Below are 14,643 nucleotides of genomic sequence, written 5' to 3'. Positions count from 1 at the left end.
TGCGCAGTCTCCTACCTCCAGCTCTGTCGGCCGGTTGGTTCATGCAGGGCGGACCGTGTTGGTCAGACGCCCGATTCCATCGATTTCGCAGACCACCTCGTCGCCATCCGTCAGGAAGCGGGGCGGCTCCATCGCATAGCCGACGCCCGACGGGGTGCCGGTCGCCAGGACATCGCCCGGCTCCAGCGTCAACCCTTCCGAGAGCGACGCGATCAGCGCGGGAATGTCGAAGATCATCTGCGCCGTCGTGCTGTCCTGGCGGCGCTCGCCATTCACGAACAGCCGCAGGCCGGTGTTCTGCGGGTCGGGAAATGCGTCCTTCGTCACCACCACCGGCCCCATCGGGCAGGACCCGTCGAGCCCCTTCCCCTTGAAGTACTGCCCGCCATGGCGGCGCTGCACGTCGCGCGCGGTGACGTCGTTGAGGATGGTGTAGCCGAAGACATGCGCATAGGCGTCGTCCCTGGCGATGTCGCGGCCCGCCTTGCCGATGATGACCGCAAGCTCGACCTCGTAGTCGATATGGGTCGAGACATGGGGAAACAGCGGAATGGTCGCGCCCTCCCCGATCACCGCCGTCCTCGGCTTGGTGAAGAAGACCGGCACTTCGGTGACGTTCACGACGGCGTTCTGCGCCCGGGCGCCCTCGGCGATATGCTCGGCGTAATTGCGCCCGACGCAGAAGACGTTCTTTTCCGGACGCGGCAGCGGCGCGAGGAGGTCCGCATCGCCCGGCGCAACGATCAGGGCGCCAAGCGCCGCCTCGCCGGCCTCGGCCGCGGAAACCAGCCTGGCCAATGCCGCCAGCGTCGCATCCCCGCCCTCGATCAGCGCCTGGAGGCGCCCGTCCAGCAGCGCAGGCTCGCTCGATCCCGCCGCCGCGGCGGCCGCCGCCACCGGCAGATACCCTCCGGCAGGCATCTCCACCGCGCAGGCCGGTCCCGAAGAGAGCTTGATCGTAGCAAGACGCATTGGTTCAGATGTCCATCGTTTTGAAGGCGTACAGGCAGTTGGCGATGTCACGATGCCGGACAGGCGACCACCGGACGAAAAGGCGCCATGTCACGGCGAATACACAGCAATTACAGTGCGCCGGACCCTGTTGGCCGGCCCGGCGGGCGTCTGACTTGACGAAGCGATGCTAGCAGGTTTTCTGGCGCCGGATAGTTTTCGCATTTAACCAATGCGACAATTGGTCTAGCATCGCGCCATGATCACCGTGTCCCTGGCCGAGCAGATCAAGCAGTACATCGCCGAGCGGCGCTTCCGTCACAACGAACGGCTGCCGCCGGAGCGCGAGCTGAGCCGGGAGTTCGGCGTCACGCGCGGCGAGCTGCGCAAGGCCCTGGCCGAACTGGAAAGCGACGGCCTGATCTGGCGGCATGTCGGCCGCGGCACCTTCATCGGCGCGCGGTCCGTCCTGAACCTCGCCGACATGGCCTATCTGGGTGAACTGGCGAGCCCGGCCCAGGTGATCGCCGCGCGCCTCGCGGTCGAGCCGGAACTGGCGCGGCTTGCGGCGGTCCACGGGACACGGTCGGATTTCGAGGAAATCGATGCCTGCCGGGTCCGCTGTCGTACAGCTTCGGACTGGCGCAGCTACGAGGCATGGGACAACAAACTCCACCACGCCGTCGCCAAGGCGACCCACAACAAGCTGCTGATCCACCTGTTCGACATGTTGAACGTTGTGCGGCGGTCCACGGTCTGGGGGCAGCCGCGCACGACCAGCCTGCCGTCCCGCGACCACAAGAGTTTCCCGGAACACGACGCGATCTGCGCGGCCATCGAGGCCCGGGATGCCAATGGCGCCGCGCAGTGCATGCGCGCCCATCTCGATTCCGTGCGCGACCGGGTGCTGCCGGCCATTTCGGGCCGACAGCCGGTCTGAGCGATGATCAGACGACGGTGACTTTCAGATCGCCGACGCCGGCGACATGGCATTCCATGACGTCGCCCTTGACCACGGCGCCGACGCCCGAGGGCGTGCCGGTCATGATGACGTCGCCGGCCGCGAGCTCGAAATAGTCCGACAGGTAGGAGATCATCTCGGGCACCTTCCAGATCATCTGGTTGAGGTCCCCGGTCTGCTTCGCTTCGCCATTCACCTTGAGCTCGACCAGGCCGGACGCGGGATGCCCGACCTCCGACACCGGGCGCAGGGCGCTGACCGGGGCCGATGCCTCGAACGCCTTGCCGATTTCCCAGGGGCGGCCCATCTTCTTGGCCTCGCCCTGCAGGTCGCGCCGCGTCATGTCGAGGCCAACGCCATAGCCCCAGACGTGATCGAGCGCCGCATCCACCGGGATGTTCACGCCGCCAGACTTCAGTGCCACGACCATTTCGATCTCGTGGTGCACGTCCTCGGACTTGGGCGGATACGGGAAACTGTCGCCGACCGTCAGATTGTTCGGGTTCTTCTGGAAGAAGAACGGCGGCTCCCGGTCCGGATCATGCCCCATCTCGATGGCATGGGCAGCGTAGTTGCGGCCGATGCAATAGACGCGGCGAACGGGGAACTCCGCGTCCGACCCTTCGATCGGAAGGGTGACGACCGGGGACGGATTGATCGCGTAGTTCGGCATGAAGACGGCTCTCCTTGAAGCAACGATGTCCTTGCATCCCAGATTCCACCCGGCTAATCAATCGAAATCAATCCGCGTTTAGCGAACCAATAGAGACCGTTTTGGCCATGCTCGACGATTCCAGCCCGCCGGCACAGCGTGCGGATGCCCCGGATGCGCAATTGTCGGGCCAGTCGGCACTGGCGCAATTGCGCGCCTTCATCGCCGACCGCAGGCTGCAGCCGGGCCAGCGCCTGCCGCCCGAACGCGTCCTGTGTGTCGAACTCGGACTGAAGCGCAGCGATCTGCGCCAGGCGCTGGGCGTGCTGGAGCAGGAAAACCGGCTGTGGCGGCATGTCGGCAAGGGCACCTTCCTGACCGATCAGGAGCCCGATGACGCTGCCGGCCCCTTCGACCAGCTGGCCCGCAAGGTCAGCCCCGCCGACGTGATGCGCGCCAGGGCGGCGTTGGAGCCGGCGATCGCCCGCGACGCGGCGCTGCACGCCTCGGCCTCGGCAATCGGCCGGCTGCAACTGACCACGGACCGCACGCGGCAGGCCGCGACATGGCGGGAATACGAGGCGCTGGACAACGAGTTTCACCGCCAGATCGCCGAGGCCAGCGGCTCGACCACGCTTCTGGCGCTGTTCGACCAGCTGAACACCCTGCGGCGCATGGTGTCCTGGGGCCGCGTGGTGCGCGAAGGCCCGCGTCCGCCCGCCGAGCACGGCAGTTTTGCCGAACACGACCGCGTCGTCGACGCCATTGCCCAGCGCAGCCCCGACGCCGCCCAGAACGCCATGCGCACCCATCTGCGCTCCGTCGAAGACCGCCTGCTGCGCTAGCCGATCGGAGCCGGCGCAGCCCAGGCGCTCAGATCAGGAATGCCTCATGCGTGGAGGGGTGGAACAGCTCTTCCGGCGTCAGCTGGCGGCTCGACAGACCCTGGGCGTGGTGCTGCTGCAGGAAGGCATCGAGCGTCGGCCGATTGGCAGCGATGCCGTAGGACCAGAAATCCTCGCCCATCAGGTCGCGCGCCCGCGCCAGTTGCTCCTCCACGAAGGGCAACGTCACCTTGGTGGCCGAGGTGTCAGCCAGCTGCACCAGCGCCAGTGCCTTCGCCTCGGTCATCGCCTTGAGCACCGCGCCCGGCAGCCAGGGATGCGCGTCGGCAAGTTCCTTGCGGACCCCGACAATGTGCATGATCGGGAAGATCTGCGTGCGCTCGTACCAGTCCATCGCCGCGGCGGTGGGATCCGGGAACAGCCAGCCGACATTGTTCTCGGCCCCATGGCATGACGGCATGCGCGGCGTGATGATCGCCTCGATCTCGCCGTCGAGCAGCAGCTGCGACAGCGACTTGTCCTCCGGCGCCGTTTCGATGCGGATCGCATCCGGCAGCTTCAGCGCGATCTTTTCCGGCCGCCCCGGCTGCTCCAGCCCGCCGCGCACCCAGGTCACGTCCTCCGGCTCGACGCCATGTTCCTGCAGAATGGCGCGCACCCAGACATTGGCGGTGAGCTGATATTCGGCGACGCCGATGCGCTTGCCCTTGAGGTCGGCGGGAGACTTGATCCGGTCGGTGCGGACGTAAAGCGAGGTGTGGCGGAAGGCGCGGGAGAGGAACGCCGGCACACCGACATAGGGGCAGTCATCATTCGCCGTCTTCACCGTGAAGCTCGACAGCGACAATTCGCAGATGTCGAATTCGGCGTGGCGGAAGGCGCGGAAGAAGATCTCTTCGGGCGACAGCACCATGCAGGTCGGCTCGACGCCGTCGATCTGGACGCGGCCGTCGACGATGGGCCGGGCGCGATCGTAGTCGCCGACGGCGACGGACAGGTTCAGCTTGGACATGCGGGGATTCCTCCTGTTGTTTCCGGATTGTGCTGGGGAATGGCGCAGGTGCGGCCGCTTGCGTTCGCGCGTCGCATCGGCTCCCCTGCCGCGCCATGGGACGGAGAGGCGGGCAGATGAACAAGGCAGTGCTGATCGACGAACTGGTTCTGGCGAACCGCATCCTCGCGCATGAAGGCGTGCTCGACGCGTTCGGCCATGTCAGCGTGCGCGATCCCGACGACGCGAACGCTTTCTATCTCTCCTGCTCGCGCAGCCCGGGCCTCGTCGCGGCCGGCGACATCATGCGCTTCGATCTCGACGGCAAAATCCTGGAGGGCGACGGCAAGCCCTATCTGGAGCGGGTGATCCACGGCGCGATCCTGAAGGCCCGGCCCGATGTCGCCTCGGTCGTCCACCATCACGCGCCATCGGTGCTGCCCTTCGCGCTGGTGGAGACAAGGCTCAGGCCGGTCTTCCATCTCGGCGCCGTCGCCGGCGAGACGGTGCCGGTGTGGGACAGCCAGGACGCGTTCGGCGATACGAGCCTTCTGGTCTCCGACACGCCGATGGCCGCCTCTCTCGCGGCCGCGCTCGGCGATCGGCCGGCGGTGCTGCTCAAGCGCCACGGCGCCGTCTGCGTCGGGCGCGATATCGCCCAGGCGGTCTTCGTTTCGATCTGCATGCGCGACAATGCGGAGCTTCTCGCCAAGGCGCTGGCGCTCGGCGGGCCGTCCTATCTGACGCCCGGCGAGATCACGCAGGCCGCAGCCAAGCACGATGACGGCGCGCCCGTCGCCCGCGCCTGGGAGTACTGGGCGTCGCGCGTTCGAGGGTGACACCTCAGGCCGGAGCATGGGGCCGCGCCTCGCTGATCTCGGAGGCGACCCCGCGCAATTCGTCGAGCAACGCCGCGGCCAGCGGGGTCGGCACATAATCGGCCCGCATGGTCAGGCCGACCTGCCGGTTCGTGCACTCGATCCTGACCGGCAGGATCGTCAGCGTGCCGGCCTCGACCTCGTGATGCACCTGATGGCGCGACAGGATCGCGACCCGCTCGCCATTCATCAGCAGTGTGCGCACGGCAACGACGGAATCGGTCTCGATCACCCGCTTGGGCGCGTCCAGCCCGAAGGCGCGCAGCGCCGCCTCGAACTGCAGACGCAGCGGCACACCCTTGAAGGGCAGCACCCACGGAAAACCCAGACAGTCGGCAAGGTTCACCCTGCGGCGTCCGGCGAGCGGGTGGCGCGCACCGACGACCATCACGACGTCGTCCTCGAACAGTTCCTCCGACACGATGCCTTCGACCGGCGCCGGGCGCCGGATCGTGCCGACCAGCACGTCGATGTCGCCCTGGCGCAGCGCCATCAGCAGTGAGCCATAGGTCCCGTCGACGATCGCGATCTCGGCTTCCGGGTAACGCATCAGCAGGCGCTCGACCGCGACGGGCGCAAGGCGGACACGGGTCAGCGGCAGCGCGCCGATGCGGATCTGCCCACCGGTCGCGCCTTTCAGGATCTCCACTTCCTCCAGCCCCTGTCGGATCTCGGAGAAGCACAGTTTCACCCGGCGCAGCAGCGCCTCGCCGGGCGGGGTCAGCCGCATGCCCGCGGTCGCGCGGTGAAAGAGCGGCAGGCCGGCACGGTTCTCCAGCGCCCGGAGTGATCGGTTGAGAGCCGGCTGGGACAGGCCGGCATGGCGCGCGCCGGCGCTGACGGTGCCATGCGCGGCGACAGCCAGTAGGGCGGCAAATTCGTGGTCGGCGGCATGGATTGTCAGCGACGGCCGGGGACGGGCCGCCTCGCCGGACATCGCCGGCAGTTCGAGTTCTGCGATCCGCAATTGCTCCTGCGCCCGGCCGATACGCCTGACGAGCAGGATGCCGGCCTCGCTGGCGGCCAGGCGGCGCGAGGAGCGATGAAACAGCGTGATGCCGAGCTCGGCTTCCAGCGATTGGAGCGCGCGCGAAACGGCCGGCTGCGACAGCCCAAGCTGCCGCGCCGCATTGGCGATGGCCCCGCCCTCTGCGATTGCGAGCGCCACCCGAAGCTTGCGCAGCTTCGCCAACCGATCCTCCCCTCAAGCCGAAAGTGCATCCGATTGATGCCGATCCGCCATTGTTTTCAGAATGATGTAGCATCGCGGAAATCGCCAGCACATCTGGCTATAACTGTTTCGCATGGATGAAATGCAGAAGGCATTATCCCTCAGCCGGCTGCGGCCGCACAGTGTCGACAGAAGACAACGACAAGCGAGCGTCGCGGGGCCTTTCAAACCCGTTTCGACAGCGCGCGGTTCTCGGGGGGAATGCGGACTTCATGGACGACGCCGGCCGACACACGCCTGCAACCCGGCACGCGAGCGACCTCATCGAGCGGCCGGCGGGACACGAGGATCGCCCTGCGGAATGGGGCAGCGACGTCGTGGCCGCGACCGTGCGGGCGCTCGGCCTGCCCTACGTTGCCATGGTGCCGGGCTCGAGCTTCCGCGGCCTGCAGGATTCCATCGTCAACTATCTCGGCAACAGCGACCCCCAGATCGTGCTCTGCCTGCACGAGGAGCATGCCGTGGCGATCGCCGACGGCTATGGCCGCGCGACCGACAGGCCGATGGCGGTGGCGCTGCATGCCAATGTCGGGTTGATGCATGCGGCCATGTCGGTCTTCAACGCCTGGTGCGATCGTGTGCCGATGGTGATCCTCGGGGCCACCGGACCCGTCGATGCCCACAAGCGTCGGCCGTGGATCGACTGGGTCCACACCGCCGCCGACCAGGGTGCGCTGGTGCGCTCCTACGTCAAATGGGACAACCAGCCGGGTTCCGCCGAGGCCGCCGTGGAGGCGGTGCTGCGCGCGCATCAGATCGCCACAACGGCCCCCTTCGGCCCGACCTATGTCTGCCTCGACGTATCGATGCAGGAGGAACGGCTGGGCCGGGAGGTGCAGGTGCCGGCGCCGGGCCGCTTTGCGCCGCCGGACCTGCCCTCGGCCTCGCGCACCACGCTGCGTTCGGTCGTCGCGGCACTGGCGGGTGCCAAGAAGCCGCTCTTCCTGTTCGGCCGCATGTCCCGGTCGCAGGCCGACTGGGACGCCCGCATCGCGCTGGCCGAAGCGACCGGTGCGGCGGTGATGACGAGCATCCACAACCCGTCCTGTTTCCCCACCGACCACCGGCAGCATCTTCTTGCACCCTGCGGGGAGCAGCGCTCGGCGCGCGAGCGCGCCCTTGTCGCCGAAGCCGATCTGATCGTCAGCTTCGACTGGCTCGATCTCGCCGGCTATCTGCGCAGTTGCACCGACAATGCCCAGACCCAGGCGCCGATCGAAACGACCATCGTCAGCTGTTCGCTCGATGCCACGATGACCAATGGCTGGAGCATGGACCACCAGGCGCTCGCCGCGGTCGACATCTCGGTGATGGCGCATCCGGACGCCTTCGCCGCCGACCTTCTCGACATGCTGCAGGAGGCGCAGCCACCCGCGACCGACTGGGATTTCTCCGGCCCGCACTGGACGTCGCGCCTGCCCACCGCACCGCTCGGCGACAGGGACGGCTGCATCTCGCTCGGCGACTTCGCCATGGCGATCCGCCGGCACGGGATCGACAACGATGTCACCTTCGTCCGCCTGCCGCTCGGCTGGCCGCGCGCTGCCAGCCATTTCACCCATCCCCTCTCCTATCTCGGCAAGGACGGCGGCGCGGCGGTCGGCGTCGGCCCGGGCCATGCGGTCGGCGCCGCCCTCGCCCTGCGCGATACCGGCCGCATCGTCACTGCGGTGCTGGGCGACGGCGACACGCTGATGGGCATCAACGCCCTGTGGACGGCGAGCCATTTCGGCCTGCCGCTGCTGATCGTGGTCGCCAACAACGCCTCATACTTCAACGACGAACTGCATCAGGAGCGCGTCGCCAACAGCCGCGAGCGGCCGGCGGAAAACCGCTGGATCGGCCAGCGCCTGACCGATCCGGAGATCGACGTCCTGGCGATGGCCGGCGCGCAGGGCTTCCAGACCATCGGCCCCGTTCGCACACGCGCCGCACTCGACGACGCGCTGCAGGCCGGCGCGAAGACGGTCGCATCCGGCGGCCGGGTCATCATCGATGCCCGTGTCGAGCCCGGCTATGCCGGCGACTTCGGCGAATGATCCGGGCCCGGCACCGAAGACGGAGGAATTGCTGCCGGCCTTGAGCACGCAGCGAACGCAGAAGCCGGCGAACCAGAAGATCGGCATCGACAACAACATCCAGGGGAGGTGACCATGAACGGCAGACACATCACGAAGCGGCTTGCAGCCGCGGCGCTTACGGCGACCATCGTCGCTGCGGCAAGCCCGGCATTCGCGGAATTCCCGGACAAGCCGATCACCATGTATATCGGCTTCAACCCGGGCGGCGCCGTCGATACGACCGCCCGGCTCCTGCAGAAGAACCTGGAGGCAGCGCTCGGCGTCCCGGTGATCGCGGTGCAGAAACCCGGCGGCGGCGGCACCGTCATGGCGACCACGCTGATGCATCAGAAGGCCGACGGCTACACCATCGGCATGGGCGCGAGCGCCGCCTACGCGCTGGCCCCGCTGCTCAACACCGACATCCAGTACGACATGATCGACGACTTCGCCCATATCGCGACCGTCTCGATCCCGCAGGACGCCCTCGTCGTGAAGAAGGACGCGCCCTGGAACACCTACGAGGATCTGGTCAAGGACGCCAAGGACAACGGCAAGGCGCTGTCGCTGTCGTCCCAGGTCTCCGTCTCGCGCCTCATGGCCATCGCCATCGAGGAGAAGGAAGGCATCGAGATCGAGGTGGTCCCGGTCAAGGGCGGCTCGGCCGGCATCCAGCAGGTGCTCGGCGGCCACACCGACATGACCTGGGGCGCATCCGGCTGGCACGCGCAGGTCGAGGCCGGCGAGATGAAGCCGATCCTCTCGCTCGGCTACGAGCGCAATGCCGACTTCCAGGACATCCCGACCGCCAAGGAACTCGGCATCGACTATGCCTTCGTCGACACCTTCATGCTGTCGGCGCCCAAGGGCCTGCCGGAAGACGTCGAGAAGAAACTCGCCGATGCCGTGAAGACCGCGCTGTCGCCGGATCTCGTCAAGGAACTGCGCGAGAAGATGTATCTGTCGGCCGACTATCGCGGGCCGCAGGAAACCGACGACTATCTCACCATGCAGCGCGATGAGGTGAAGCCCTTCGTCGACAAGATGATGGCCGAGGGCGGCGAGAAGCCGGCCGAGTGATCGGCCGGGCCTGACGAACGAAAAGACGGGAGGGGAGTCCGTGCGCAAGGCCGACATGTTCGCCGGCGTGTTCCTGATCGTCGCCGGGCTGATCGCGATCTACGTGGTCATCCCGGCGGAGATCGGCGGCCGTTCAGCCTACGGCCTCGGGCCGGACTTCTTCCCCCGCGTCCTGATGTGGCTCTTCGTCCTGTTCGCCGTGCTTCTGGTCGGCCACAGGGCGTGGACCGCCTGGCGCGGCAGGCCCGAGACCGAGGGCCCCGCACCGATGAAGCGTGCGGACTGGATGTTCATCACCGGCATCTCGGTCTTCCTCGCCGTGACCTGGCAGCTGATGGTGCATTTCGGCTTCGTCGTGGCCGGCATTTTCGTTCTGGGCGTCGTCGGCGTGCTGATGGGTAGCCTGCGGTCCAACCCGGTGCGCCTCGTCCTCGTCACGCTCGCCGCACCGCCGGTCATCTTCTACGGCTTCAAGCACCTCTTCCTCGTCTATCTGCCCAGCTGATCTCGAAGGCGAACGACAATGGACACGATCCTCGCCGGCATTGGCGACGCCTTCACCCTGATGAACTTCGCCTACATCGCCTTCGGCGTGTTCATGGGCATCATGGTGGGTGCCATTCCCGGCCTCAACGGGCCGATGGCGATCGCCGTCGCCGTGCCGCTGACCTACTACATGGACCCGCTCGCCGCCGTCGCCTTCCTGATCGGCATCAACAAGGGCGGCACCTTCGGCGGTTCGATCTCCGCAATCCTCCTCAATACGCCGGGCTCGCCCGAATCCACCTCGACCGCCTTCGACGGCTACCCGCTCGTCAAGAAGGGCAAGGGCATGAAGGCGCTGAAGATGGCGCTCTATTCCTCGGTCACCGGTGACATCTTCTCCGACCTCGTGCTGTTCACCGTCGCCGCGCCGCTCGCTCTCGTCGCGCTGCGCATGGGCCCGCCCGAAATGGCGGCCGTCTTCGCCTTTTCGCTGACGATCATCGCCGGCCTGTCGGGCAAGTCGATGCTCCGCGGCCTGCTCGCGGCGATCCTCGGCGCCTTCGTCGCCTGCGTCGGCCTCGACATCGAGACCGCCCAGCCGCGCCTGACCTTCGGCATGGGCGAACTGATTGAGGGCGTGCCGATCATACCGCTGACGATCGGCCTTCTCGCGCTGTCCGAGATCATCATCCAGGTCGAAGCCCGCGTCCTTGGCCGCGAGAAGAATGTCGGCACCTACAACGTGTTCGGCAAGGACATCCCGCCGGAGGACAAGCGCGTCAGCTGGGCCGAATATCGCAGTTGCCTGCGCACCATCATCCGCTCTGCCGTGATCGGCACCGGTGTCGGCGCCATGCCCGGCATCGGCGCGATCGTGGCGGGCTTCCTCGGCTACGGCGCGGCGCGCCGCGCTTCCAGGAATCCCGAGGAATTCGGCACCGGCAAGCTCGAGGGCGTCGCCGCGACGGAAGCCGCCAACAGCGCGGTGGTCGGCGCCAATCTGATCCCGCTGCTCGCCCTCGGCATTCCCGGCAGCCTGTCGGCGGCGATCCTGATCGGCGCCTTCCTGATGCACGGCGTCGATCCGGGGCCGCTGATCTTCCGCGAGCATGGCCGCCTCGTCTACGGCATCTTCGCGGCCATGTTCATGGCGAACTGGATCAATTTCGTCATCGGCAATCTCGGCCTGCGGCTCTTCGCGCTGATCGTCAGCGTGCCGAAATCCGTCATCCATCCGGTCGTCGTTCTGCTCTGCATCGCCGGCGCCTATGCCAATGGCAACTCGATGTTCGCGGTCGCGGTCATGATGGTGGCCGCCGTCTTCGGCTATCTGATGCGCAAATTCGACTTCTCCTTCGCCACCTTCATCATCGGCTTCGCCCTCGGCGAAACCTTCGAGCAGTCGGTGCGCCAGTCGGTCATCCTGTTCAAGGACCAGCCGCTCGACCTCTTCACCCGGCCGATCGTGGTGTTCTTCGTGGCGCTCACGATCTTCTCGGTCTGGCGCATCCTGCGATCCAATCTGAGCCGGCCCCTGCGGCCACAAGCGGCCGGCGCCCCCCAGGAAGCCACCTCATGACCGCCGCAACGAACCCCGCGAGACGGACCGTGACACTGCCGGAGCATCGCGATCTCTATTACGGCGGGCGCTGGATGCCGGCGCTGTCGGGCGAGACGCGCGACACGATCAATCCCGCGACAGGCGAGAGTTTCTGCACCGTCGCCTATGGCGGAGCCGCCGACATGGACGCGGCGATCGAGGCCGCGCACGCCGCCTTCCCCGCCTGGCGCGACACCGCCCCGCTCGAACGCGCGCGGTGTCTGCGGAAGATCGCGGACATCATGCGGGCGAACCGCGACGCGCTTGCCCTCATCGACGCGGCCGACAGCGGCAATCCGGTCACCGCCATGGCGAGGGACATCGACATCGCGACGTCGCAGCTCGACTTCTTCGCCGGCCTCGTCACGGAGATGAAGGGCGATACGATCCCGATGGGGCCGGACGCCCTGAACCTGACCGTCCGCGAACCGGTCGGCGTGGTCGGTCGCATCGTCGCCTACAACCACCCGCTGATGTTCTGCGCGGCGAAGATGGCGGCACCGCTCGCCGCCGGCAACACGGTCGTCATCAAGCCGGCCGAGCTCGCGCCGCTCTCCGTCCTGCGCTTCGTCGAGCTGATCGAAGGCGTGCTGCCGCCGGGCGTGTTCAATATGGTGCATGGCGGCGTCGCGGCCGGCCAGCGGCTCGCGAGCCACGGCAGGATCGCCAAGGTCGGGCTGATCGGCAGCGTCGCCACGGGCCGCGCCGTCATGCGCGCTGCCTCGGACACGCTGAAGGGCGTGATGCTGGAGCTCGGCGGCAAGAACGCGCTGATCGGATGCCCGGACGCCGATGTCGAGCGCACCGCGCGCGGCGTCGTCGCCGGCATGAACTTCGCCTGGTGCGGCCAGTCCTGCGGCTCGACCAGTCGCGCCTTCCTGCACGAGGACATCCACGACGCGGTTCTGGCTCGCGTCGCGGAATTGTGCGCCGACTTTGTGCCCGGCGACCCGACTGATCCCGCCACCAATATGGGCGCCCTCGCCTCGAAGGCGGCGCAGGAAAAGACGCTGCGCTATATCGAGATCGCCAGACGCGAAGGCGCACGCCTCGTCTGCGGCGGCAAGGTGCCGGACGTGCCGGGCCTTCGGAGCGGCTTCTTCGTCGAGCCGACCGTCTTCGCCGACGTCACGCCCGACATGACTATCGCCCGCGAGGAGATCTTCGGCCCGGTCCTCTCCGTCCTGAAATGGCGCGACGAGGCGGCGATGATGGAAGCGATCAACGCCGTCGAGTTCGGCCTGACCTGCGCGATCTTCACGAAGGATCTTGCCCGGGCGCATCGTCTGGCACGGCAGGCGGAAGCCGGCTTCGTCTGGGTCAACAAGGCCGGTCCGCATTTCCTCGGCGCCCCCTTCGGCGGCGTGAAGCAGTCGGGCATCGGCCGCGAGGAATGCATCGGCGAAATGCTCGATTTCACCCGCGAGAAGAACATCCACATTGCGCTCGACTGACAGTGTCGAAGCTTCGGACGGCTCGGCGCCGACGGGATCCGAGCTGAAGCCGGACGCGCCGAAGGGCGGCGTGAAGACGGCGCTCGCAACGCTCGCCGTCGCTGCGACCGGCGGCTGGCTGGCAAGCCTTGCAGGGCTGCCGCTGCCGTGGCTGATCGGCGCGCAGCTCGCGCTCTGCATCGTCGCGCTGATGCGCATCGAGCTGTTCGGCGCGCCGCCCCACTGGCCCCGCGCCAGCCGCGACATTTTCCTGCCCGTCCTCGGCGTGATGATCGGCAGCGCCTTCACCATGGAGATCCTCGCCCAGGTGCCGGAATGGTGGCCGAGCCTCGTCGTGCTGTCGGTTTTCCTGGTGGTGGCGCACGCGCTGGTCTTTGCGATGTTCCGGCGGATCGGCGGCTACGATCTGCCGACGGCGTTCTTCGCCTCCTTCCCCGGCGGCTTCGTCGAGGCGACGCTGATGGGTGCGGAAGCCGGCGGCAACCAGCGCATCATCCTGGTGCAGCACTTCCTGCGCATGTCGCTGATCGTGCTGCTGGTGCCGCTGCTGTTCTGGTGGGCAAGCGGCCATGCGGTCGGCAGTGCCTCCGGCACGGCGATGGGGACGCGCGGCAGCATTGCGCCCGTCGAACTCCTGATCCTGATTGTCGCCGGCATGGCGGGAACGCTGATCGGACGCAGGCTGAGATTCCCGGCCCCCGACATATCCGGCGCGATCGCCGCCAGCGCCATAGTCCATCTCGCCGGCTGGTCGGACGGCCAGCTGCCGCAGATCCTGATTGCGCTGACGCAGCTCATGGTCGGCACGTCGCTCGGTGTCGGCTTCGTCGGCATCGGGCGCGGCGAGATTGCGCGGGCCATCGGCCTGGCGTTCGGCGCCTTCGCACTGGTCTTCGCCATGGCCTTCGCGGTCGCCGTCGCCATCCACGCTTATGTCGACCGCGACGTCCAAACGCTGATTCTCGCCTTCGCGCCGGGCGGCCTCGCCGAGATGAGCCTCGTCGCCCTGTCGCTGCATCTCAGCGTGCCCTTCGTCACGCTGCACCACATCTACCGCATCTTCTTCGCCGTCGCCGTCCTGCCCCGGGCCTACCGCTGGCTTACCCGCGATGGAGCATCATGACGCGCCGCTCCGAAATGCCGTGGCGCAACAGCAAAGCGCGGGCGGGACATTCCGCATCGAAGCTGAGTGGCCGCGTCGTTCGAGATTGCTGATGTCATGCCGTCGAGCCACTGCCCGGATCCCTTGAGCTTGGAGCCCGGGATCGGCCGCATGGGCATCACCTCTGGGCTACAGGTTTGGGCCCAAAGCACGCAGATGGCACCGAGAGGATTCTCAGCGACCAAAAACAATAGCGATTACAATGACTTGAGATAGACTGGCTGGGGAACCTGGATTCGAACCAGGACTAACGGAGTCAGAGTCCGTGGGTCTACCGTTAACCTATTCCCCA

At 67.2% G+C, this 14,643-nt stretch carries 13 protein-coding genes and 1 tRNA gene; 9 read left to right on the top strand and 5 right to left on the bottom strand.

What is annotated here, in order from left to right:
- Positions 1–39 precede the first annotated feature (39 nt).
- Positions 40–972: a fumarylacetoacetate hydrolase family protein gene (locus J3367_RS00855; protein ID WP_024349187.1), complete on the bottom strand. Its 933-nt coding sequence runs from the start codon at positions 970–972 to the stop codon at positions 40–42.
- A gap of 238 nt (positions 973–1,210) precedes the next feature.
- On the opposite strand from J3367_RS00855, the gene J3367_RS00850 reads away from it, so the two are divergent.
- Positions 1,211–1,891 carry a FadR/GntR family transcriptional regulator gene (locus J3367_RS00850; protein WP_024349188.1) on the top strand — a complete coding sequence of 227 codons (681 nt, stop codon included), beginning with the start codon at positions 1,211–1,213 and terminating at the stop codon, positions 1,889–1,891.
- 7 nt (positions 1,892–1,898) lie between these two features.
- Here the strand turns inward: J3367_RS00850 and J3367_RS00845 are convergent, their stop codons facing one another.
- Positions 1,899–2,585, bottom strand: a complete 687-nt coding sequence (locus J3367_RS00845) for a fumarylacetoacetate hydrolase family protein (protein ID WP_024349189.1) — start codon at positions 2,583–2,585, stop codon at positions 1,899–1,901.
- A gap of 107 nt (positions 2,586–2,692) precedes the next feature.
- Here J3367_RS00845 and J3367_RS00840 point away from each other — a divergent pair, with 107 nt between their 5' ends.
- Positions 2,693–3,409, top strand: a complete 717-nt coding sequence (locus J3367_RS00840; protein ID WP_024349190.1) for a FadR/GntR family transcriptional regulator — start codon at positions 2,693–2,695, stop codon at positions 3,407–3,409.
- Between the two features lie 28 nt (positions 3,410–3,437).
- Here the strand turns inward: J3367_RS00840 and J3367_RS00835 are convergent, their stop codons facing one another.
- Positions 3,438–4,421 carry an ABC transporter substrate-binding protein gene (locus J3367_RS00835; RefSeq protein WP_024349191.1) on the bottom strand — a complete coding sequence of 328 codons (984 nt, stop codon included), beginning with the start codon at positions 4,419–4,421 and terminating at the stop codon, positions 3,438–3,440.
- Between the two features lie 116 nt (positions 4,422–4,537).
- Between J3367_RS00835 and J3367_RS00830 the strand changes: the two genes are divergently transcribed.
- On the top strand, positions 4,538–5,239 hold the full coding sequence (locus J3367_RS00830; protein ID WP_024349192.1) for a class II aldolase/adducin family protein: 702 nt from the start codon (positions 4,538–4,540) through the stop codon (positions 5,237–5,239).
- Between the two features lie 4 nt (positions 5,240–5,243).
- Here J3367_RS00830 and J3367_RS00825 read toward each other — a convergent pair whose 3' ends face one another.
- Complete coding sequence (locus J3367_RS00825) at positions 5,244–6,470, bottom strand: LysR family transcriptional regulator (protein ID WP_024349193.1); 1,227 nt, start codon at positions 6,468–6,470, stop codon at positions 5,244–5,246.
- 251 nt (positions 6,471–6,721) lie between these two features.
- Between J3367_RS00825 and J3367_RS00820 the strand changes: the two genes are divergently transcribed.
- The 6 genes from J3367_RS00820 to J3367_RS00795 all read left to right on the top strand — a co-directional run bounded on the left by J3367_RS00820 (position 6,722) and on the right by J3367_RS00795 (position 14,312).
- Positions 6,722–8,548: a thiamine pyrophosphate-binding protein gene (locus J3367_RS00820; RefSeq protein WP_024349194.1), complete on the top strand. Its 1,827-nt coding sequence runs from the start codon at positions 6,722–6,724 to the stop codon at positions 8,546–8,548.
- Between the two features lie 114 nt (positions 8,549–8,662).
- Positions 8,663–9,649, top strand: coding sequence for a tripartite tricarboxylate transporter substrate binding protein (locus J3367_RS00815; protein ID WP_024349195.1), 987 nt, complete (start codon positions 8,663–8,665; stop codon positions 9,647–9,649).
- Positions 9,650–9,689: 40 nt separating this feature from the next.
- Positions 9,690–10,154, top strand: coding sequence for a tripartite tricarboxylate transporter TctB family protein (locus tag J3367_RS00810; protein WP_024349196.1), 465 nt, complete (start codon positions 9,690–9,692; stop codon positions 10,152–10,154).
- A gap of 18 nt (positions 10,155–10,172) precedes the next feature.
- Positions 10,173–11,714 carry a tripartite tricarboxylate transporter permease gene (locus tag J3367_RS00805; RefSeq protein ID WP_024349197.1) on the top strand — a complete coding sequence of 514 codons (1,542 nt, stop codon included), beginning with the start codon at positions 10,173–10,175 and terminating at the stop codon, positions 11,712–11,714.
- The gene (locus J3367_RS00800; RefSeq protein WP_024349198.1) at positions 11,711–13,189 is read left to right on the top strand and encodes an aldehyde dehydrogenase family protein; all 1,479 of its coding nucleotides are present in this window, start codon (positions 11,711–11,713) and stop codon (positions 13,187–13,189) included. Before J3367_RS00805 ends, J3367_RS00800 begins: the two co-directional genes overlap by 4 nt.
- Positions 13,176–14,312, top strand: a complete 1,137-nt coding sequence (locus J3367_RS00795; RefSeq protein WP_024349199.1) for an AbrB family transcriptional regulator — start codon at positions 13,176–13,178, stop codon at positions 14,310–14,312. The genes J3367_RS00800 and J3367_RS00795 overlap by 14 nt, the downstream gene beginning before the upstream one ends.
- 257 nt (positions 14,313–14,569) lie before the next feature.
- On the opposite strand, the gene J3367_RS00790 is transcribed toward J3367_RS00795, so the two are convergent.
- A tRNA-Gln gene (locus J3367_RS00790) sits at positions 14,570–14,643 on the bottom strand.

Origin of the sequence: Aurantimonas sp. NFXS3 (assembly GCF_049132005.1) — a bacterium.
Lineage (GTDB): Bacteria > Pseudomonadota > Alphaproteobacteria > Rhizobiales > Rhizobiaceae > Aurantimonas > Aurantimonas coralicida.
The sequence above is the reverse complement of the archived record's forward strand: the minus strand, read 5'-3'. Positions and strand labels throughout refer to the sequence as shown.